At 73.2% G+C, this 21,219-nt stretch carries 17 protein-coding genes; 5 read left to right on the plus strand and 12 right to left on the minus strand.

The window, feature by feature from the left end; translation table 11 throughout:
* Window positions 1–123 precede the first annotated feature (123 nt).
* Complete coding sequence (locus AB0C22_RS23170; RefSeq protein ID WP_208570915.1) at window positions 124–345, minus strand: winged helix-turn-helix domain-containing protein; 222 nt, start codon at window positions 343–345, stop codon at window positions 124–126.
* A 309-nt stretch (window positions 346–654) separates the two neighbouring features.
* On the opposite strand from AB0C22_RS23170, the gene AB0C22_RS23175 reads away from it, so the two are divergent.
* Both AB0C22_RS23175 and AB0C22_RS23180 read left to right on the plus strand, forming a co-directional pair.
* A complete protein-coding gene (locus tag AB0C22_RS23175; RefSeq protein ID WP_357536931.1) occupies window positions 655–813 on the plus strand; it encodes a hypothetical protein in 159 nt (52 codons plus the stop codon).
* Window positions 810–1,160 carry a hypothetical protein gene (locus tag AB0C22_RS23180; RefSeq protein WP_357536933.1) on the plus strand — a complete coding sequence of 117 codons (351 nt, stop codon included), beginning with the start codon at window positions 810–812 and terminating at the stop codon, window positions 1,158–1,160. Before AB0C22_RS23175 ends, AB0C22_RS23180 begins: the two co-directional genes overlap by 4 nt.
* Here AB0C22_RS23180 and AB0C22_RS23185 read toward each other — a convergent pair.
* Both AB0C22_RS23185 and AB0C22_RS23190 read right to left on the minus strand, forming a co-directional pair.
* Window positions 1,129–1,383, minus strand: coding sequence for a hypothetical protein (locus AB0C22_RS23185; RefSeq protein WP_357536935.1), 255 nt, complete (start codon window positions 1,381–1,383; stop codon window positions 1,129–1,131). The two genes, AB0C22_RS23180 and AB0C22_RS23185, sit on opposite strands and share 32 nt — an antisense overlap.
* 98 nt (window positions 1,384–1,481) lie before the next feature.
* Window positions 1,482–1,682 carry a hypothetical protein gene (locus AB0C22_RS23190; RefSeq protein WP_255597670.1) on the minus strand — a complete coding sequence of 67 codons (201 nt, stop codon included), beginning with the start codon at window positions 1,680–1,682 and terminating at the stop codon, window positions 1,482–1,484.
* A 416-nt stretch (window positions 1,683–2,098) separates the two neighbouring features.
* On the opposite strand from AB0C22_RS23190, the gene AB0C22_RS23195 reads away from it, so the two are divergent.
* Window positions 2,099–2,446, plus strand: coding sequence for a hypothetical protein (locus AB0C22_RS23195; RefSeq protein ID WP_208570917.1), 348 nt, complete (start codon window positions 2,099–2,101; stop codon window positions 2,444–2,446).
* Between the two features lie 112 nt (window positions 2,447–2,558).
* Here AB0C22_RS23195 and AB0C22_RS23200 read toward each other — a convergent pair whose 3' ends face one another.
* The 3 genes from AB0C22_RS23200 to AB0C22_RS23210 all read right to left on the minus strand — a co-directional run bounded on the left by AB0C22_RS23200 (window position 2,559) and on the right by AB0C22_RS23210 (window position 6,859).
* Window positions 2,559–3,293: a hypothetical protein gene (locus AB0C22_RS23200; protein WP_357536937.1), complete on the minus strand. Its 735-nt coding sequence runs from the start codon at window positions 3,291–3,293 to the stop codon at window positions 2,559–2,561.
* Entirely contained in the window at window positions 3,294–5,810 is a 2,517-nt protein-coding gene (locus AB0C22_RS23205; RefSeq protein WP_357536939.1) for an FtsK/SpoIIIE domain-containing protein, read from the minus strand. It lies immediately after the preceding gene.
* Window positions 5,811–6,046: 236 nt separating this feature from the next.
* The gene (locus AB0C22_RS23210) at window positions 6,047–6,859 is read right to left on the minus strand and encodes an SGNH/GDSL hydrolase family protein (protein WP_219463856.1); all 813 of its coding nucleotides are present in this window, start codon (window positions 6,857–6,859) and stop codon (window positions 6,047–6,049) included.
* A gap of 201 nt (window positions 6,860–7,060) precedes the next feature.
* Here AB0C22_RS23210 and AB0C22_RS23215 point away from each other — a divergent pair, with 201 nt between their 5' ends.
* On the plus strand, window positions 7,061–8,599 hold the full coding sequence (locus tag AB0C22_RS23215) for a M1 family metallopeptidase (RefSeq protein WP_357536941.1): 1,539 nt from the start codon (window positions 7,061–7,063) through the stop codon (window positions 8,597–8,599).
* 535 nt (window positions 8,600–9,134) lie between these two features.
* Here the strand turns inward: AB0C22_RS23215 and AB0C22_RS23220 are convergent.
* Together AB0C22_RS23220 and gltB are read right to left on the minus strand one after the other, a co-directional pair.
* Window positions 9,135–10,643 (minus strand): glutamate synthase subunit beta, encoded by a 1,509-nt coding sequence (locus AB0C22_RS23220; RefSeq protein WP_219463860.1) that lies wholly within the window; start codon window positions 10,641–10,643, stop codon window positions 9,135–9,137.
* On the minus strand, window positions 10,636–15,291 hold the full coding sequence (gene gltB / locus AB0C22_RS23225; RefSeq protein ID WP_357536943.1) for a glutamate synthase large subunit: 4,656 nt from the start codon (window positions 15,289–15,291) through the stop codon (window positions 10,636–10,638). The genes AB0C22_RS23220 and gltB overlap by 8 nt, the downstream gene beginning before the upstream one ends.
* 146 nt (window positions 15,292–15,437) lie before the next feature.
* Between gltB and AB0C22_RS23230 the strand changes: the two genes are divergently transcribed.
* On the plus strand, window positions 15,438–16,283 hold the full coding sequence (locus AB0C22_RS23230; RefSeq protein ID WP_219463864.1) for a GNAT family N-acetyltransferase: 846 nt from the start codon (window positions 15,438–15,440) through the stop codon (window positions 16,281–16,283).
* A 188-nt stretch (window positions 16,284–16,471) separates the two neighbouring features.
* Here AB0C22_RS23230 and AB0C22_RS23235 read toward each other — a convergent pair whose 3' ends face one another.
* The 4 genes from AB0C22_RS23235 to trpB form a co-directional block, all read right to left on the minus strand.
* The gene (locus AB0C22_RS23235; RefSeq protein WP_357536945.1) at window positions 16,472–17,662 is read right to left on the minus strand and encodes an NAD(P)/FAD-dependent oxidoreductase; all 1,191 of its coding nucleotides are present in this window, start codon (window positions 17,660–17,662) and stop codon (window positions 16,472–16,474) included.
* An 11-nt stretch (window positions 17,663–17,673) separates the two neighbouring features.
* Window positions 17,674–18,924 (minus strand): prolipoprotein diacylglyceryl transferase, encoded by a 1,251-nt coding sequence (gene lgt / locus AB0C22_RS23240; RefSeq protein WP_357536991.1) that lies wholly within the window; start codon window positions 18,922–18,924, stop codon window positions 17,674–17,676.
* Between the two features lie 249 nt (window positions 18,925–19,173).
* The gene (trpA, locus tag AB0C22_RS23245; protein ID WP_208569690.1) at window positions 19,174–19,977 is read right to left on the minus strand and encodes a tryptophan synthase subunit alpha; all 804 of its coding nucleotides are present in this window, start codon (window positions 19,975–19,977) and stop codon (window positions 19,174–19,176) included.
* Between the two features lie 4 nt (window positions 19,978–19,981).
* Window positions 19,982–21,217 (minus strand): tryptophan synthase subunit beta, encoded by a 1,236-nt coding sequence (gene trpB, locus AB0C22_RS23250; RefSeq protein ID WP_357536947.1) that lies wholly within the window; start codon window positions 21,215–21,217, stop codon window positions 19,982–19,984.
* Window positions 21,218–21,219 lie beyond the last annotated feature (2 nt).

The following is a 21,219-nucleotide window of genomic DNA, read 5'->3' on the forward strand; positions in this document are numbered from 1 at the left end:
CTACAACCAGGAAGTAGCACGATCTTGGCGTCGGCGTCGGAATGGGGCGTTGGCGTCGGCGTCGACATGGGGCGTCGCCGTGGGGCGTCGGCGTGGCAGGGCACGGGGTGTGGGGCATCCCGGTCACTCCCGCTCGGCGACAAACACCCCAAGCCCGTGGACACCCTGCACCCATCCCTGCGTCTGCAAGACGAGAATGGCTTGCCGCACGACGGTCGTCGAGACGCCGTGCTCAGTCTTGAGCTGCATGGTGGAGGGCAACTGGTCCCCTGGCGCAAGCTCTCCTGATTCGATCTGCCCACGGATCTGGTCCGCGAGTTGTTGCCACTTGGGCTTGACGGGCATGTGTGTACTCCCAGGTCTGCCCCGCCATTCGATCACGTGCCACTACTCGTGACAAGTAACGTGTTGTCGTGCTTGCCTTGCGTGACTAGATGTGTAAAGCTCCCATCGATCGGCTCCCAGGTCTGCAAACCCGGAGCTGGTCGGTTCCGCACCCGCACAGAGCGCCCGGTCGGGTCATCCCCCCGACCCGACCGGGCGTGCCACCACCTGCCCACACGCCCCGACTACTTGTGCACCACCCTCACCAAGATCAGATTGCGATTTTGTACACGACACGCCGAGGGGAGTACGCAAAATCGCAATCTGATCTTGAGCGCCAGTCGCTCAAGCAACTGGACCAGCACCGTGCAGCTGACCGTCGCCCCCGACGGCGCGCTCCAGCCACCAGACCCCGCCAAGACTCACCGGATCCGGCTCAACACCCACCAGCCCTCGTCCGAGGAGACCGACCTGGAGGTACCCCGATGAACGACCGACCCGACCACCGCCCCAGCCGACGACAGCACGACAACCAGCGACCACACGACAACGAGCGAGCACAGGGCGACCAGCGAGCACAGGACAGCCAGCGAGCGCACGACAACCGCCGTCCGTACGACAGCAACGCGTCGGACGCCGACCTGCCCTCGGAGTCCGGCGGCGACCTCGGCCTGCTCGTCTCCGACCAGGACGTCGAGGACGCCGACGACATCCTGTTCGCCCATCCCCCGCGCGTGGTGACCCGCCGGGTCTGCGGCTGTGGCGCGGACTACCCCTGCGAGCAGGTGAGGTACGCCCGACTGATCAAGGCCGCCGCGCCGAGGGGACGCCGGTGAACGCCGCCGAGCTGCGCCGGTACGCCGCCGGGCGGGCCGCCGAGGCGCGGCGGACGTTGGCCGACCACGGCATCGAGACGTACACCGGGATCTGTCGGGGGTGCGGCCGGGGCTGCTCCCCGCCGAGGTGGGCGACCGGCACCAACTCGATCCCGACCCGGCGCAGGCGAAACAGGTACCGACCGTGCGGCCCGGCGGTGACCACGTCGGCAACAGCAGCCACGGAGGGCTTACCGCCCGACCTCTCCGGTGGTCGTCCCCGTACGAAAGACCACCGGGAAAGCGGAGGCACCGAATTCGGGAGATCAGAAGAGGCGGAGGTCAGCAGACGTTCGCCGTATTCCAACTCACCTTCGTCACGCCCATTGGTACATAGAAGAATCCGTCGCCGGGGGTAGCACAGTCCGTGCCGGTCATAATCGTTCCGGCAGAGTTGAAGCGCCAGCTGATCGCGGCGTTTCGGTTCGTGTAGTTGTAGTAGTTGAAACCCGTGATGTTGCCGGTCCACTCGGTGGTGGTCACCAGGGACGGAGTCTCCGTAGGGACCCCGTTCGGGTGATCCCAGTGGGGCCAGACGCAGAATGTGCCCGGCTGGCAGTTCCCGGGCGGATAGACGCCGGCCCCCAGCTGGGGTGCCGCCGAGGCAGGAGGGGCCACAGCCAGCACACCGGCGACGACCCCGGCGATGGCGAAGGATTTCAACAGCACGGCTACCTACTCCCATTGATGCTGGTGGATCGAAATCTCAAGCTACCGCCGGAAAGTTGCACGGTCAAGTACCTGACGCTCGCGGGGTGCCGGCAGGAAACTCGGGCCACCCGGCGGCAGCAATCAGTGACGAGGTTGTTGACACGGGGAATACAATCGATCCAGATCAATTCATTGCGGGGTGAACGAGCTCCGGCCCCGTTCCTGGACACCGTGAGGAAGGGAAGCTCATGCGCAGTTTCACCAGCCGAATCGCTGCGGGTCTCGCCGCCGCATTGATCACCACACTGGCCGTAACGATACCGGCGTCGCCCGCAGCCGCTGTCGAGACGCTCAAGGTCCCCGACGTCGGCCTCGTCTTCTACCAGGCCACCACGCAGATCATCGTCGGCAGACAGGCCACGCCCGACGGCATCTGCCGCCCGGTCCCGGCAGAGGCGATCTGGGCGATCGGCTGGAACGGCTTCGGTTCCGTCTCCGGCTACCGGACCTCCGACTGCACCGGTACCGCGTCCGAGCTGAACAACTTCCACAGCTGGCCGTACGAGGGCTACTACCTCTCCTACCGGGCCGGCTGACCAGCGTTCCCGGTGGTCGTTCGCACACGAGCACCGGGACGAGGTCCCTTCTTCACCGCCGCCGCAACGACCACCACCGCCGCAGCAACCGCCACCGGCCCCGCCAGGCACCTCACCGCACGACGCGGAACAGCAGCAGGGTCACGCAGTACGCCAGCGGCACCAGCAGGACGCAGACGACGAAGCCGAGCGGGGCGTACCGGGGCGGATCGGTGCTGGCCAGTGCCGGCCGTCCCCACCGCCCGAGGATCAACCAGCCGGCGACGAAGGAGATCAGCGGCAGCCCGGCGCAGGTCAGCGCGCCCAGGGTGAAGCCGTCGACCACGCCGATGCCGTTGGCGACCACCAGCACCAGCATGACCAGTGCCCCGACGGCGGCACAGCCGGCGTAGACGGCGACCGCACGGGCGGTCGGTGACCAGGTGGGCAGCAGAGCGGGTCGCCGGGCCAACGCCTCGGCCTGCTGCCCCAGCCGGTCCGCCTCGTCGACCAGCCGCCCGGTCTCCGCCAGCACCACCGCCGGATCGCCGTCCACCCCGGACCCGCCGGGAGCCGTGCCCGCCCCGGGGGCGGGCCCCGGGGCCGAACCGGAGCCGACGGCGGGACCCGCGCCGGCCCCGGGGACCGGCCCCGGACCGGGGGTCGGGTCGGCCACGGCAGGTAGGCCGGCGGCGGTGGCGAGCTGGGTGAGGCGCTGTTCCTGGGCGGCCAGCCGCTGACCGAGCTGGGTCACCCCGGCGTGCAGGCTGCGGCGGCGTTCCGCCTCGGCGGCGGCACCCCGCTCACCCTCGCGGATCCGGGCGGAGAGCTGCCGGACGGCCGCCGCGTAGTCGTCGTAGCCGGCCACTCAGCGTTCCTCCTCGTCGGGCTGGTGTCCGGGGCGGACGAACGGCACGATCACCGTGCGCCGCTGGGCGTGCCGGTCGACCAGCAGGGCCCGGTTGGGGCGAGGGGTCCACACCAGATCGGTCACCCCGAGATACAGCCCGAGATCGTCGGCGGGCACGTTCAACGCCACCAGGCAGGCCACGTCGTCGCGGTTCTGGCTACCACCGAGGTCGTCGGCGAGCCGACGCAGCCCCCGCCACCAGCCGAGCAGGTGCACCCCACGCCCCGGCCCCTCCCCCAGCAGCGCCCGCAGGTCGTCGTGGCCGGTGCGGTAGGTGTCGGGGTCGGCGGCGGCGAGCACCGCGCCGGCCGCGTCCACCCCGAAGACCACCAGGTACGTCCGGCCGCGCTCGCCGGGGCCGGCGGTCAGCGCACCGATGCGGGCCCGCAGGCCGGCCGCGTCGACCTGGGTCACCTGGTGTCCGGCGGCCTTCAACCCGGCAGCCGTGTCGTCGGCGAGTTCGTCGGCGGCCGACACCAGCGGGACCAGCACGAACTCGGCCTCGCCGGGGCGGTGCTGGCCGGCCAGACTCAACGCGGCGGCCCGCAGCACGTGCCCGCCGGTCGCCGAGGTGCCCACCACGGCCAGGTGCCGGCCGGGGGAGGCGTCCAGGTCGAACCGGGCGGTGCTGCCGGCCACGTCGACCGTCCGGCCCACCAGCACCGCCGGGCGGCGGGTCACGGCGGCGGCCGGCATCGGCTCGTCCTCCAGGTGGGCGGTGGCGTAGCCCCGGAAGACCGCAGGCGGGCCGGTGTCGTCGGGACGGGCGTCCCACAGTTCGTAGCGCAGCCGGGCGAGCTGGCGGGCGTCGGCGTGCGCGTCGGGGAACCGCAGCAGGGTGTCCGCGCCGGCCGCCCCGGCGGCGGTGTTGACCAGCGCCGTGCCGATCCGGGTCGGGCCGGTCACGGTGGCCCGGGGGCCGAGCACCGGCTCACCGCCGGGCAGCGCCACCCGCAGCGCGAACTGCCCGAACAGCGACTCGGCCCGGCCGTACAGGGCCTCCACGCCGCTGGTGCTCTGACTGGCCAGCACCAGGTGCACCCCGTACGAGCGGCCCTTGCGGGCCAGCTCCTCCAGCAGGTCGACGGCTTCCCGGGCCAGCCGGTCGTTGCCGGCGAACAGCACGTGGAACTCGTCGATCACGGCCACCGTGCGGGGCACCGGTTCGGTGTCCGGCAGGTCGGCGAGCTTGGTCACCCCGTGCCGCTTGAACAGCCCGGCCCGCCGGCCCAGCTCCCGGCGCAGCTCCCGCAGCACGGCCAGGCCGTACTCCCGGTCGGATTCGACGCCGACGGCCCGCGCGTGCGGCAGGAACGACGGGTCCCGTTCGGTGGGGACGAACTCGGTGAAGCTGACCCCCTCCTTGAAGTCGAGCAGCCACAGCTGAAGCTCGGCCGGGGAGTAGCGGGCCGCCAGGCCGTAGAGCACGTCGAGCAGGAAGACCGTCTTGCCCGCGCCGGTGCGGCCACCGACCAGCCAGTGCGGCGTCGCGTCGTCGAAGGCCAGCACCACCGGGGTACGACCCGAGCGGCCGACCACGGTCCGCAGGCCGGCGCGGGCGGACTCGGTCCAGCGCCGCTCGGGCAGCAGGTCGGCCAGGTGCAGGGCGGTGTCCCGGCGCACCTGCGCGCCCAACTGGTCGGCCAACGCCTGGACCGCCCCGGCGGGCGGATCGCCGTCGAGCAGCACCGGCACGGGCAGGCCGGTGCCGTCGGCGCTGAACGGTTGCCCCGGCGGGTCGCCGATGCGGGCGTAGCGTTCGTCGAGGCGTACCTCGGTGGTGCCGCCCAGCGCGGGTGGGACCTGCCCGGGCGTGGTCACCGCGCGCCCGGCGAACAGCACGCACACCCCGGCGGTCGGGCCGGCGTGGGTCAGCGCGGCGAGCCGGGCCAGCTCCCGCGGACCGGGCGCGGACGCGGCCACCACCAGCAGCAGTTCCGGTTCTCCCGCACCGGCCTGGGCGGCGCGGGCGTGCGCCTCGGCGGTGTCCAGCAACGCGCCGATCTCCGCCTCGGTGGTGGCGACCCCACCGAGCACCCCGGCGTCGCGCAGCGGGCGCAGCGGAATGAAGGTGGCACCCCACGCGGCCGGGTCGATACCGACCACCCGCACGCTGCCCGGCGTGGCCGTGCTGAGCAGCCGCAGCACCAGCACCCGCAGCAGCACCGCCACCCGGGGATCGCGGGCGTCCCGGTCGACCGCCAGGTGCCGGCCGGCACCCAACGGCAGCAGCAGCGGGAACCGTCCGTCCGCCGTGGACGCCTCCCCGATGCGCACCGGGGCGGGGCCGCCGTCCGCCGGTGGGGCGGCCAGCGTGTCGGCGAGCCGGGCCAGTCGGGCGACCAGGTCGGCGGTGCGTTCCGGGACGGGCTCCCCGGTCAGCCGGTCCAGCAGCGCACGGGCCGCCGTCCACCGCTGCCGGGCCTGCCGGTGCGCGGCGACCGCCTGCCCGTACGCCGATGCGAGCCTGCCCACCCACTGCTCCCCACCGCCGCGCTGACGAATCGAGGGAACCCTAGCGCCCCGGCCGGTCGGCACGCACGACCCGCCCACCGATCAACTCGTCGGCGTCCCGACTGCGGCCCGCCGTCGGCGCCCCGGCTGCGGCCCGCTGTCGGCGGTGTCGCCCGGCGCTCCGGTGGGGCGCCGGAGACGACCGACGCCCGACGCCGACGGTCGGCGACCCGGGGGCCGCCGACCGTCGGCGTGGGTCAGCGCAGCGCGGCGGTGAGCGCCGGCAGGTAGCCGGACCGGTAACCGTCGGCGTTCGGGTGGTATGCCTCGATGACGCCGCTGACGTCGCGGATCCACGGGGCGGCGGCGCAGACACCGTGCCCGGTGAAGAACGGCCGGGTGTCGGCGAAGGTGGCCCCGACCGCCCCGGCCCGCGCGGCGGTGACCGTGGCGAGCACGTCGGCGGCCTCGTTGAGGATGGTCCGCTTGTAGCTGCTCATCGCCAGCACTCCACAGGAGCCGGTTTCGAAGAGCCGGGGGTAGCCGAGCACCACCAGTCGGGCGTTCGGGGCCCGGTCACGGATCGCGGCGTAGGTGGCGTCGAGCCGGCCGGGCAGCGTCGAGGTGGCGAAGCTCTTGGCCTTGTCGACCGCCGCGGTGCAGGTCGCCGTGCTGCCGAACCGGCAACTGGTGATCACGTCGGCGAAGCCTGCGTCGTTGCCACCGATGGTGATGGTGACCAACGTGGTGGTGGCGCTCAGCGATCCGACCTGCTTGCTGATCACGTCGGAGGTGACCGCGCCACCGCAGGCGGGGAAGGCGAAGCTGGTCACCGCGTTGGCGGCGGCCCAGAGCGGGGCGTACGACTTCTGGCTGCGCAGGCAGGTGGACAGGTCGTACGGGCCGGCGCCGACGCCGGAGGAGTACGAGTCGCCGAGCGCCACGTAGTGGACGGTGGCGGCCTGGGCGGGGGTGGGGACGAGTACGACACCGACGGCGGTGGCGAGCAGGGCGGCGAGTGCGGTGGCCGCACGGGCCAGGGCACGACGGGGTAGGGCGCGGTGGGGCATGACGGTCCTCCGGGGGCAGGAAGGGTGGAGCCTCTGGACCGCGCGCGTGGCCAAGGGGGGTGAGGCGTTGTTACTAGTCGGTAATGCTAGCGAAACATCGACACAAAGAGAACAGCCGATCCCCATCGATCCGACGCACACGTTTCCACCGCCGTCGATTAGGTTGTCGGTGCGAACACCCCGATGGAGGGAGTCCACCCCGTGCGACGTGTTTTCACGGCGGCCATCGCCGCCCTGACCGTCACCACCGCCGGCACCCTGGTGACCGGCACCCCCGGCCAGGCCGACGCCCGACCGGGCAAGAGCCGGTCGGTCGCGGTCTCGGCCGCCCCGAAACCCGGCAGCCCCGGCCTCGGCGACCCCTACTTCCCCGACTACGGCAACGGTGGCTACGACGTCGACCACTACGACGTGCGGCTGCGCTACGAGCCGGCCACCGACCGGCTCAGCGGCACCACCACCATCCTGGCCACCGCCACCCAGGACCTCTCCCGGTTCAACCTCGACTTCCTGCTCGACGTGGAGTCGGTGCGGGTCAACGGGTGGACCGCCCGATTCGCCCGGGAGGGCGACCACGAGCTGGTGGTGACCGCGCCGCGCGGCCTCACCACCGGCCAGGCGATGACCGTCGTGGTCACCTACTCCGGCGTGCCGTCCGAGACCCTGGTGAACGGCTACTCCGGCTGGACCCGCACCGTCGACGGCGCGCTCGCCGTCAACGAGCCCGAGTCGGCCTGGTGGTGGTTCCCGTCCAACGACCACCCGCTGGACAAGGCCACCTGGGACGTCTCGGTGTCGGTGCCCGACGGCGTCGAGGTGATCAGCAACGGCGTGCAGCCCCGGCCCCCGCTGGCCGAGGCCGGCAACCGGATGCGGTGGGGCTGGCGCAGCACCAAACCCGGCGCCACCTACCTGGCGTTCCTCGCGATCGGCCAGTACGACATCGTCACCGACACCGCCCCGAACGGGCAGCCGGTGATCAACGCCTACAGCACCACGCTGGGCGACCGGGGTCCCGCCGCCCGGGCCAGCATCGAACGCACCGCCGAGGTCGTCGACTGGGCCAGTGGCGTCTTCGGGCCGTACCCGTTCGAGGCGCAGGGGGGCGTGGCCGCGCCGATCGACAGCCTCGGCTTCGCCCTGGAGACGCAGACCCGCCCGGTGTACGGGCCCGGCTTCTGGCGACGCGGCAGCAACCCGTACGTGGTGGTGCACGAGAACGCCCACCAGTGGTTCGGCGACTCGGTCTCGGTGGCGAACTGGAGCAACATCTGGCTCAACGAGGGCTTCGCCTCGTACGCCGAGTGGCTCTGGTCGGAGGCGCAGGGTGAGGGCACCGCGCAGGAGCTGTTCGACTTCACCTACGCCAACTACCCCGCCGGCGACGGCTTCTGGCAGGTGCTGCCGGGCAACCCGGGTGCCGGCGCGGTCTTCGACGACGCGGTCTACGACCGGGGCGCGATGGCCCTGCACCAGCTCCGGCTGACCGTCGGCGACGACGCGTTCTTCCGGATCCTGCCCGCCTGGACCGCCGAGCACCGGTACGGCAACGGCACCATCGCCCAGTTCCAGGCCCTCGCCGAGCGGATCTCCGGCCTCGACCTGGACCCGGTCTTCACGACCTGGCTGTTCACCCCCGGCCGGCCCACCCCGGCCACCGCCACCCGCAGCACGACCGCCCCGGCGCAGCCGAAGTCGTGGACCCAGATCCGGGCGGCGCACCAACTGCTGGCGCGCTGACCGACCCCGGTTCGGGCTGCCCGCCCCCGGCACCGGCGCGGGCAGCCCGAACCGGCCCGCAACCGTGACCTTCCGGCACCCGGGCCGGTCCCGGCGGAACTCGGTCCCGGCTCGGCACGGTTTCGGCCCGAGGTCGGGTCTGGTCTGGTCTGGGGCTGGTCGGGGCCGGGGTCGGCCCCGGGCTGGTCGGGGCCGGGGTCGGCCCCGGGCTGGTCGGGGCCGGGGTCGGCCCCGGGCGACGCCGATCGGGGCAGCGTCGGACCAAGCCGGAACGATGGTTCCGGAGAGCGATATGCCTGACGGGCATAATTATGACTGTCAGGCATATCGCTCTCCGTGGTGATACGTGCTCTCGGGAGGGCTGGCTCCGACACCCCCGTGACACCACAACGGCAGGGCCGGGACAGGTGGTGCCGCAGAAGCGGCTGTGAGCCGGCAGGGCGCGGCGGGCGAAACGGTGGCCGTGCCACAAGGTCGGGCCGTCAGCCGACCCGGAGACCAGGTCGGCTGACGGCCACCGTTCGACGGGCGGGGGTCAGCGGGCGGCGAGGGGCTGGCGGGCCGGGTCGACCGGGGCCGGCAGGTCACCCACCCCACCCAGGTAGGAGTGGATCGCCGCGGCGGCGGCCCGCCCCTCGGCGATCGCCCAGACGATCAGCGACGCCCCCCGGTGCATGTCCCCGGCGACGAACACCCCGTCGGCGTCGGTCTGCCAGTCGGGGCGGGCGTCGACCGCACCCCGGGCGTTGCGGACCACCCCGAACTGGGCCAGCAGCGGCTGCTCCTCGGTGCCTTCGAAGCCGATGGCCAGCAGCACCAGGTCCGCCGGGAGTTCCCGCTCGGAGCCGGGCAGCGCGGTGACCACCCGTCGGCCGTCGCGCCGCTCCACCGTCACCTCGGCGATCCGGACGCCCTTGACCTGACCGGTGCCGTCGTCCACGAACTCCTGTACGGCCACCGCGAAGACCCGCTCCCCGCCCTCCTCGTGCGCCGGGTAGTTGCGCAGCACCCACGGCCAGGTCGGCCACGGGTCCCGTTCGGCGTCGCGGCCGTGCGGCGGCTCCGGGTAGAGGTCGAGCTGGTGGACGCCGGCCGCGCCCTGCCGGTGGGCCACGCCCAGGCAGTCGGCGGCGGTGTCGCCACCACCGATGATCACCACGTGCTTGCCGGCCGCGTCGATCGGCGTGCCGTCGGGCAGCACCGCCGGCGCGGGTCGACCGTCCCCGGCCGCCGCGACCACCCGGTTGGCGGCGACCAGGTGGGTCATCGCCTGGTGTACGCCGCGCAGCGGCCGACCGGGCGTCTCCGGGGTGTCCCGGCCCTGGAGCGCGCCACAGGCCAGCAGCACCGCGTCGTGCCGGGCCCGCAGCTCCTCGGCGGTCACGTCGACCCCGACGTTCACCCCGGTGCGGAACTGCACGCCCTCGGCGGCGAGCTGGGCCAGCCGCCGGTCGATGTGCTGCTTCTCCAGCTTGAAATCGGGGATGCCGTAACGCAGCAGACCGCCGATCGCGTCGTCCCGCTCGTACACCGTGACGGCGTGACCGGCGCGGGCCAGTTGCTGGGCGGCGGCGAGCCCGGCGGGCCCGGAACCGACCACGGCGACCGACCGCCCGGTCGACGCCGGCACCGGGCGGGGGTTCAGCCCGCCCTGGGCCACCGCCGCGTCGGCGATCTCCACCTCCACCTGCTTGATGGTGACCGGCTGCTGGCCGCCCAGACCCAGCACGCAGGCCGCCTCGCAGGGCGCCGGGCAGAGCCGGCCGGTGAACTCGGGGAAGTTGTTGGTGGCGTGCAGCGACTCGACCGCGGCGTCCCAGGTGCCGGTGCGGACCAGGTCGTTCCAGTCCGGGATGCGGTTGCCCAGCGGGCAGCCATCGTGGCAGAACGGGATGCCGCAGTCCATGCACCGGGTGGCCTGCTCCCGGATCAGCTCGGCCCCGGCGGGCGGGTACACCTCGCGCCAGTCGGTGATCCGCACCGCCACCGGGCGACGGGCCGGCAACTGCCGCTCGTAACGCAGGAAACCATTCGGGTCAGGCACGAGCCACCTCCTGGGCGACCACCCGCGCGGCGGGCGGCACCGACGCGGTCAGCGCAGACATGACCGCGTCGTCGACGTCGCGGCCGGCGGCTTCGGCGGCCTTCATGATCTCCATAACCCGGCGGTAGTCCCGGGGGACCACGGCGGTGAACTCCTCCACCGCCTCCGGCCAGTTCTTGAGCAACTCCGCGCCGACCGCCGAGTCGGTCTCCGCGACGTGCCGCTGCACCAGGTCGTGCAGCAACTCCCGCTCGGCGTCGCGCAGTGGGGACAGGTCGACCAGTTCCGCGTTGACCCGGCCGGTGTCCAACCGGTGCACGTACGCCGTCCCACCGGACATGCCGGCGGCGAAGTTACGGCCCGTCTCGCCGAGCACCACCACCGTGCCACCGGTCATGTACTCGCAACCGTGGTCGCCGACGCCCTCGACGACGGCCACCGCACCGGAGTTACGCACCGCGAAGCGCTCCCCCACCCGGCCGCGCAGGAACAGCTCACCGCCGGTGGCCCCGTACAGGATGGTGTTGCCGGCGATGATCTGGTCCTCGGCGCGCTGCCCGGCGGTGGCCTCGGGGTCGACGAACGGCGCGGCGGCGTCCGGGCGGATCACGATCCGGCCCCCGGAGAGCCCCTTGCCGACGTAGTCGTTGGCGTCGCCGTGCAGCCGCAGGGTCACCCCGCGCGGCAGGAACGCGCCGAAGGACTGCCCGGCGGTGCCGCGCAGCACGAACTCGACGGTGTCGTCCGGCAGGCCGGCGCCGCCGTGCCGGCGGGTCACCTCGCCGCCGAGCATCGCGCCGACGCTGCGGTGCTCGTTGCGCACCGCCACCTCCACCCGGACCGGGCTGCCGTCGCGCAGCGCCGGTTGGGCCAGCGCGATCAGCTCGTTGTCCAGGGCCAGCTCCAGGCCGTGGTCCTGGGCGCGGACACCGCGCCGGGCGGCACCCTCGGGCAGCTGCGGGGTGTGCAGCACCCGGGCCAGGTCGAGGCCGTGGCCCTTCCAGTGGTCGATCGCCGGTACGATGTCGAGCACCTCGGTCTGCCCGATCGCCTCTTCGATGCTGCGGAAGCCCAGCTCGGCCAGGTAGCCGCGGACCTCCTCGGCGAGGAAGAGGAAGAAGTTCTCCACGAACTCCGGCCGGCCGGTGAAGCGTTCCCGCAGCACCGGGTTCTGGGTGGCGATGCCGACCGGGCAGGTGTCGAGGTGGCAGACCCGCATCATCACGCAGCCCTCGACGATCAGCGGGGCGGTGGCGAAACCGAACTCCTCCGCGCCGAGCAGCATCGCCACCACCACGTCCCGGCCGGTCTTGAGCTGGCCGTCGACCTGCACGGTGACCCGGTCACGCAGCTTGTTGAGCAGCAGCGTCTGCTGCGCCTCGGCCAGGCCCAACTCCCAGGGGGTGCCGGCGTGCTTGAGCGAGTTGAGCGGGGACGCGCCGGTGCCGCCGTCGTGCCCGGAGATCAGGATGACGTCGGCCTTGAGCTTGGCGACCCCGGCCGCGACGGTGCCCACACCGACCTCGCTGACCAGCTTGACGTGCACCCGGGCGGCCGGGTTGACGCACTTGAGGTCGTGCACGAGCTGGGCGAGGTCCTCGATGGAGTAGATGTCGTGGTGCGGCGGCGGGGAGATCAGGCCGACGCCGGGGGTGGCGTGCCGGGTGCGGGCGATCCACGGCCACACCTTGTTGCCGGGCAGCTGCCCACCCTCGCCGGGCTTCGCGCCCTGCGCCATCTTGATCTGGAGATCGTCGGCGTTGACCAGGTATTCGCTGGTCACCCCGAAGCGTCCGCTGGCGATCTGCTTGACCGCCGAGCGGCGTGCCGGGTCGTGCAGCCGGTCGACGTCCTCGCCGCCCTCGCCGGTGTTGGACTTGCCGCCGAGCCGGTTCATCGCGATGGCCAGCGTCTCGTGCGCCTCCGCCGAGATCGACCCGTACGACATGGCGCCGGTGGCGAACCGCTTGACGATCTCGGTGGCCGGCTCGACCTCCTCGATCGGCACCGCCGGACGCAGCCCGGTCCGCAGGGTGAACAGCCCGCGCAGCGAACCGGCCTGGGCGGCCAGCTCGTCGACCTTGGCGGTGTACTGGCGGAACACGTCGTACTGGCGGCTGCGGGTGGCGTGCTGGAGCAGGAAGACCGTCTCCGGGTTGAACAGGTGCAGTTCACCCTCGCGCCGCCACTGGTACTCGCCGCCCACCTCCAGCCGGGTGGAGCCGACGGTGCCGGGCGTCGGCCAGGCCTGCCCGTGCCGGGCGGCGACCTCGGTGTGGATCCCGGCCAGCCCGATCCCGCCGATGGTGCTGGGGGTGCCCCGGAAATAGCGGTCGACCAGCCGGGTGTCCAGGCCGACGGCCTCGAAGACCTGCGCGCCGCAGTACGACGACACCGTCGAGATGCCCATCTTGGACATGATCTTGAGGACGCCCTTGCCGAGCGCCTTGACGTAGTTGCGGACCGCCTTCGCCGGCTCCACCCCGACCAGGGCCCCGGTGGCGATCATGTCCTCCACCGACTCGAAGGCCAGGTAGGGGTTGACCGCCGCCGCGCCGTACCCGATGAGCACCGCCGCGTGGTGCACCTCGCGGCAGTCACCGGACTCCACGATCAGCGCCACCTGGGTCCGGGTCTGCTCCCGCACCAGGTGCTGGTGCACCGCCGCGGTCAGCAGCAGCGACGGGATCGGCGCCAGGTCGGCGTTGGAGTCCCGGTCGGACAGCACCAGGATGCGCACGCCGTCCTCGATCGCCTCGGACACGTGCCGGCAGATCTCGGTCAGCCGGGCCTTGATGCCGGCCCCGCCGTCGCGGATGCGGTAGAGCCCGGACACCCGGACCGCCTTGAAGCCGGGCAGGTCACCGTCCTCGTCGACGTCGAGTAGCTTCGCCAGCTCGTCGTTGTCGATCACCGGGTAGGGCAGCACGATCTGCCGGCAGCTCGCCGCACCCGGGTCCAGCAGGTTGCCCTCCGGGCCGATGGTCGACGCCAGGCTGGTCACCAACTCCTCCCGGATCGCGTCCAACGGCGGGTTGGTGACCTGCGCGAAGAGCTGGTGGAAGTAGTCGTAGAGCAGCCGGGGCCGGGTCGACAGCGGCGCGATCGGGGTGTCGGTGCCCATCGAGCCCAGCGGCTCCGCCCCGGTACGGGCCATCGGGGCGAGCAGGATCTTCAGCTCCTCCTCGGTGTAACCGAAGGTCTGCTGCCGCCGGCGCACCGAGTCGTGGGTGTAGACCACGTGCTCCCGGGCTGGCAGGTCACCGAGGTCGATCAGGCCGGCGTGCAGCCACTCGTCGTACGGCTGGGCGGCGGCCAACTCGGTCTTGATCTCGTCGTCCGAGACGATCCGGCCGTTGACCGTGTCCACCAGGAACATCCGGCCCGGCTGGAGGCGGCCCTTGGCGACCACCGAGGCCGGGTCGAGGTCGAGCACGCCCGCCTCGCTGCCCAGCACCACCAGCCCGTCGGCGGTCCGCCACCAGCGCCCCGGCCGCAGGCCGTTGCGGTCCAGCACCGCCCCGACGATCTCACCGTCGGTGAAGGCGACCGAGGCCGGCCCGTCCCACGGCTCCATCAGGCTGGCGTGGAACCGGTAGAACGCGCGCTTGTCCGGGCGCATCGCCGGGTCGTTCTCCCACGCCTCCGGGATCATCATCAGCACCGCGTGCGGCAGGCTCCGGCCGGCCAGGTGCAGCAACTCCAGCACCTCGTCGAAGTTGGCCGAGTCGGAAGCGGCCGGAGTGCAGACCGGGAACACCCGACGGATGTTGCCGGGCAGGTGCGGGCTACGCAGCAGCGCCTCGCGGGCCTGCATCCAGTTCCGGTTGCCGCGGATCGTGTTGATCTCGCCGTTGTGCGCGATGAACCGGTACGGGTGGGCCAGCGGCCAGGACGGAAAGGTGTTGGTGGAGAACCGGGAGTGCACCAGCGCGATCGCGCTGTCGACCCGCTCGTCGGTCAGCTCCGGGAAATACTCCGGCAGCTGGTCGGGGGTGAGCATGCCCTTCCAGGTCATCGTCCGCGCCGACAGCGACGGGAAGTAGGCGGTCACCCCCCGCTCGGCGGTCTCCCGCTCGGCCTGCTTACGCACGCAGAACGCCACCCGGTCCAGGTCGATGCCGGACAGCGGGGAACCGGCCGGACCCGCCGGGGTGTCGGTGAGCCGGTGCGCGGCCAGGAAGAGCTGCCGGATCCGGGGCATCGCCGCCAACGCCGTCTCACCGAGCCCGCTCGGGTCGGTCGGCACGTCGCGCCAGCCGAGCACCTCGGCCCCCTCGACGAGGGCGTACTTCTCCACCACCTGACGGGCGCGGGCCTCACCGCCGTCGTCGTCGGGGAGAAAGACCAGACCGGTGGCGTACTGGCCGGCGGGGGGCAGGGGGAAGTCCACCACCGCACGCAGGAACGCGTCCGGCACCTGGATCATGATGCCCGCGCCGTCGCCGGTGTTCTGCTCGGCGCCCCGGGCGCCACGATGGTCGAGCCGGCAGAGCGCACCGAGGCCGTTCGCCACCACCGCATGGGAGCGCCGCCCGTGGAGGTCGGCCACGAAGGCCACCCCGCACGCGTCGTGCTCGTGCGCCGGGTCGTACAGACCGGTCGCGGAAGGGACCGGCTGCGGGCTGTGCGGGTACGGAAGGGCCACCGGGTCTCCTGTCGTCACTCAGGTTGTTTCATGGTCGGGACGACGTCGGCCCTGGGCGGTCTGTTGAGTCTACGTTAGGGCGACCCGGGCAGGGCCAGTGCGGATTGATCACACCTTCCAGACTCTGGGACGTGTAGTCTCGCGCGGTGGATCCTGCGCACCGCGACCTGTTCGACCGGTTGGAACGCTTCTATGACGCGGTGCCCCGGGACGCCGCCCGCGCCGAGGAACACGGCGGCCTGGTGCTGTTCGCCCGGGACGGGGTCGGTTGGCCGTTCTATGCCCGCCCCCGCCTGGACGCCACCGCGCCACCGTCGCTGGCCGACCTGCACACCGTCCGGGAACGGCAGCGTGAGCTGGGCCTGCCCGAGGCGTTCGAGTGGGTGCACGAGACCACCCCGGACCTGCTCGCCACCGCCCGGGCCGCCGGCCTGAGCGTGCTGGAGGCCCCGCTGATGGTGCTCGACCCGCAGGTGATCCCGGCCGACCCGGCGACGCTCACCGACGTACCGGTGCGGGTGCTGGACCCGGACGCGCCCGGCTTCGCGCTCGACGTGGCGGCCCGCCGCGCGGTCGCCGCGGTCGGTTTCTCCGCCGCCGGCACCGCCCCCGGCGCCGCCGGCCCGGCCGAACGGGACGCCGCGATGACCGAGCTGGACGTGGCCGCCCTCGACGAGGAGCGGGCCGCGATCGCCGCCGGCCGGCGACTGTCGGCGGTCGCCTGGACGCCTGACGACGGCGCGTTGGCCAGCGGGATGGCGATGCGGGTCGACGACGTCGCCGAGGTCGCCGGGGTCGCCACCCTGCCGGCCGCCCGCCGCCGGGGCCTCGCCGCCGCGGTCACCGCCACTCTGGCCCGCACCCTGCGCGCCGCCGGCACCGACCTGGTCTTCCTCTCCGCCGGCAGCGAGGACGTCGCCCGCATCTACCTGCGCGTCGGCTTCCGCCGCATCGGCACCGCCTGCATAGCCGAACCCACCGCCCTCCTCTAACAGCCCCTGTCCCTCCCCCGCCCCGCCCCAGCTCGTCCCGGCTCGGCTCGGCTCGGCTCGCCCCGCCCCGGCTCGGTGATCAAGAAGTTTGCGTCAGGAAATGGGCCGCGCATGACGTAAACCTCTTGATCACCGGCCCGGGGACGGCCGCGCAGGCGGGGCGGGGCGGGCGAGCCGGGGGCAGCGGGTCAGGGGGTGGGTGGGGGGCGCCAGGCGGCGGCTGCGGCGGCGGCACCGGAGAGCAGGCGGGGGCTGATCGTGCCGAGCGCCGCGTCGCGGGCGCGCAGGGCCAGCCGGCCCCGGGTCTGGAGCACCGCCGACATCCGGCGGGTCTGCCGGACCACGGTGGCCGCCCGGGGACGGCGCAACCGGTCGTACGCCAGCACGGCGTCGGGCAACCGGGACTCGCGCAGCAGCGACGACAGGGTGGCCGCGTCCTCGAAGGCCAGGCAGGCGCCCTGTCCCAGGTGCGGTGGCATGGCGTGGGCGGCGTCGCCGAGCAGCACCACCCCGCCCGGCCCGGCGGGAAAGCCGTACGCCCGGGGCAGCGGACGCAACTCACGCACCTCCTGCTGCACCAGGTCGGCGGGTTCGGTGGCCGCCAGGAGGTCACCGATCGGGGCGGGCCAGCCCGCGTACCACCGCTTGAGCAGGGCGAGCTGGGTCTGCGGGGACTCCGGGCGGGGCGCACCGGCGGCGGTGGCCACCCAGTAGACGCCACCTCGACGGGACGCGCCGGAGGACCCCCGCTCGCCGAGCGAGGCCGCCACGAACCGGTAACCGGCGCCCAGCACCTCACCACCGACCGGCTGGTCGGCCGGCACCGGCACCCGGTACCAGGGGATCACCGCCCGCCAGGCGGCGCAGCCGGAACTGACCACGCTGGCCTCGGGGGCGAGCTGACGGCGCAGCACGCTGTCCGTGCCGTCGGCGGCGACCACCAGGTCCGCCTCGACGAACTGCCCGTTCAGCCCGACCCCGGGCCGCTCGTCGGGGTTCGCCCGGACGCTGTCCACCACGACCCCGGTCCGCAGCTCGACCCGGTCCCCGAGGCCGGCGATCAGGGCGTCGTGCAGATCCTCCCGGTGCACCACCACCGGCATCCGGTCGGCCGGGGTGGGCCGGGGCTGCGCCAGCCAGTGACCGTCGGGGCGGCGGATACCGCCGTCGGGCAGCGGGGTGGCGATGGCGTCCAGGCCGGCGCCGAGGCCGAGTACCCGCAGCGCGCGTACCCCGTTGGGCCAGAGCACCACGGCGGTGGGTTCCGGGCGGACCCGGTCGGCCCGTTCCAGCAGGGTGACCTGCCAGCCGGAGCGGGCCAGCGCGCCGGCCACCGACAGTCCGCCGAGCCCGGCGCCGACCACCACCGCGCTGCGCATGCCGGGCCCGCTCAGTTGTCCCGGTCGGCGGGCCGGCCACCCGCGCCGCCGGCCCCCGCTGACGCGTCGACGTCGTCACCCGCGCCGGTCCCGGCGGCCCGGTCGCCGCCGGCCCCCGCCTCCGCACCGCCGCTGAGCCGGTCGGGCTCCGCCGGCTGGTCGTCGTGGCCCGCCGGCTGGTCGTCGTGGCCTTCAGGCTGGTCGTCGTGGCCCGCAGGCTGGTCGTCGGTCGCCGCCGCGTCGTCGGCGGCGGGTCCGTCGGGCCGTACCCCGGTCTCCCGGTACGCGGTGAACTGTTCCTCGTCGACCACCTGGTAGCCCACCGGCGCGACCGTCGCGGCGGACCCCTTGCCGGTCTGGGACAGGTCGACCTGGGAGACGTCGCCGCCGGTCACCGGAGCCGGCGCGGGGGCGTCGATCGGGATCAGGTAACCCCGGGGGCCCCGCACCCGCAGGAAGTAGATCAGCGCGCCGAGGAAGACCAGCCCGGCGGTCCACACGTTGAGCCGGACCCCGAGGATCCGGTTCGCCTCGTCGCTGCGCATCAGCTCGATCCAGAACCGGCCGGCGGTGTAACCCATCACGTAGAGCGCGAAGGCCCGGCCGCGCCCCAGCTTGAACCGCCGGTCCAGGGCGAACACCAGGCCGGCGACGCCGAGGTTCCACAGCGCCTCGTAGGCGAACGTCGGATGGTAGAGGCCGGGCTCCAGGATGGGCTGGTTGGCGTCGTCGCGCAGCGCGTGCCCGGGATTGTCCGGGTCCATCCGGTGGATCTCCAGGCCCCACGGCAGGCTGGTCCGCCCGCCGTACAGCTCGTTGTTGAACCAGTTGCCGAGCCGGCCCACCGCCTGGGCCAGCGGCAGGCCCGGGGCGAGGGCGTCGGCCACCACCGTCAGCGGGATGCCGAGCTGCCGGGCGGCGATCCAGGCACCGACCGCGCCACCGGCGACGGCACCCCAGATGCCGAGACCGCCCTCCCAGATGGCGAACGCCTTCCAGGGGTCACCGCCGGTGCCGAAGTATTTCTCGGGTGAGGTGATCACGTGGTAGATCCGGGCGCCGATGATGCCGGTCGGGACCGCCCAGACCGCGATGTCGAGCACCGCGCCGGGGGCGACGCCACGCTGGCGCAGCCGATGCTCGGTCACCAGACAGGCGATCACGATGCCGGCGACGATGCAGAGGGCGTACGCCCGCAGCGGGACCGGCCCGAGCTGCCAGACGGCGGTCGTCGGGCTGGGCAGCGCCGCCAGGGGCGTCATCGAGACGTGGGTCACGGGTGCACAGGCTACCGCTGCGGAGCCCCACCGTGGCACCCGGTCCGGTCAGACCTGCCACCCGACCATGCAACCCCGTCGTCCGGTCGCCCGACGGACGCCACCCGTGGGGCGAAATGGCAGCATTCCGCCGCAGCGGACACCGCCGTCGCGCCCCCACTGAGTTGATCAATCCGAGCCGTACCGCACCTCGGCGACGGACGGCAGGGTGGGACGGGCCGGCCGGGTGCGGGCTCAGCGGGTCGGGTTGCGGACGCCCTCGGCCAGCTCGGCGGAGAGGGTACGCAGGGCGGCCAACCCCGCGTCGAGGTCCGGGGCGTCCAGCAGCCGGCGGATCAGCGCGCTACCCACGATCACCCCGTCGGCGTACCCGGCGACGGTGGCCGCCTGCGCGCCGGTGCCGACGCCGAGACCCACCCCGACGGGCAGCTCGGTGACCTCCCGCAGCCGGGAGACCAGCACCGGGGCGGCGTCCGAGGTCTGGGAGCGGGCCCCGGTCACCCCCATGATGGCGGTGGCGTAGACGAAGCCCCGGCAGTGCTCGACGGTCATCCGCAGCCGGGCGTCCGTGGACGACGGGGAGACCAGGAACGTCCGGTCCAGCCCGTACGCGTCCGAGGCGGCCAGCCACTCGCCGGCCTCGTCGGGAATGAGGTCGGGGGTGATCAGGCCGGTGCCCCCGGCGGCGGCCAGGTCCCGGGCGAACGCGTCCACCCCGTACTGCTCGATCGGGTTCCAGTAGGTCATGGTGACCACGGGTGCCCCGGTGGCCGCGACCGCCTCGATGATGCGCAGCGTGTCGGCGGTACGGACGCCACCGGCCAGGGCGATGTCGCTGGCCTTCTGGATCACCGGGCCGTCCATCACCGGGTCGGAGTAGGGGATCTCCACCTCGATGACGTCCACCCCGGCCTCGACCATCGCGGTCATCGCGGCGATGCTGCCCTCGACGGTGGGGAACCCGGCCGGCATGCAGCCGACCAGGACGGCCCGCCCGTCGGCCCGGGCCTTGTCGAAGGCCACCCCGATCCGGCTCACGGTCTCACTGCTCCTTGTCGAGGATGCCGAAGTATTCACCGGCGGTGTGCACGTCCTTGTCGCCCCGGCCGGAGAGGTTGACCACGAGGAGCGGTTCCCGGCCCAGCTCGGCGGCGAGCTGCGGGGCGATCTGCACCGCGCCGGCGAGGGCGTGCGCGCTCTCGATCGCCGGGATGATCCCCTCGGTGCGGCAGAGCAGCTCGAACGCGGCCATCGCCTCCCGGTCGGTCACCGGCTGGTAGCGGGCCCGGCCGCTGTCGTGCAGCCACGCGTGCTCCGGGCCGACGCCGGGATAGTCCAGGCCGGCGGAGATCGAGTGCGACTCGACGGTCTGGCCGTCGGCGTTCTGCAGCACGTACGTGCGGGCGCCGTGCAGCACCCCGGGGGTGCCGCCGGTGATGCTGGCGGCGTGCCGGTCGGTGTCCACGCCGTCGCCGCCGGCCTCGAAGCCGTACAGCCGCACGTCGGTGTCGGGCACGAAGGCGTGGAAGATGCCCAGCGCGTTGGAGCCGCCGCCGACGCAGGCGAGCACCGCGTCGGGCAGCCCACCGGTCAGGTCGAGGCACTGCTGGCGGGCCTCGTCGCCGATGCCGCGCACGAAGTCGCGGACCATCTCCGGGAACGGGTGCGGGCCGGCGGCGGTGCCGATCAGGTAGTGGGTGTCGTCGACGTTGGCGACCCAGTCCCGCATCGCCTCGTTCATCGCGTCCTTGAGGGTGCGCGAGCCGGTGGTCACCGGGATCACGGTGGCCCCCAGCATCCGCATCCGGGCCACGTTGAGCGCCTGCCGCTCGGTGTCCACCTCGCCCATGTAGACCACACAGTCGAGGTCGAACAGGGCGGCGGCGGTGGCGGTGGCCACCCCGTGCTGACCGGCGCCGGTCTCGGCGATCACCCGCCGCTTGCCCATCCGCCGGGTGAGCAGCGCCTGGCCCAGCACGTTGCGCACCTTGTGCGCGCCGGTGTGGTTGAGGTCCTCCCGCTTGAGCAGGACCCGGGCACCGATCTTGGCGGAGAACCGCTCGGCGGAGTAGAGCAGGGAGGGGGTGCCGGCGTAGTCGCGCAGCAGGGCCGCGAACTCGGCGAGGAACTCCTCGTCGGTCATCGCCTTGCGGTACGCGGCGTCCAGCTCGTCGAGCGCAGCGACCAGCGCCTCGGGGACGAACCGGCCGCCGAACCGGCCGAAGTGACCGGCGGAGTCGGGAAATTGGCCGGCCGGGGTCGTCACGTCGGCGCTCATGC

This window comes from Micromonospora sp. NPDC048894 (genome assembly GCF_040649765.1).
Taxonomy (GTDB): domain Bacteria; phylum Actinomycetota; class Actinomycetes; order Mycobacteriales; family Micromonosporaceae; genus Micromonospora; species Micromonospora antibiotica.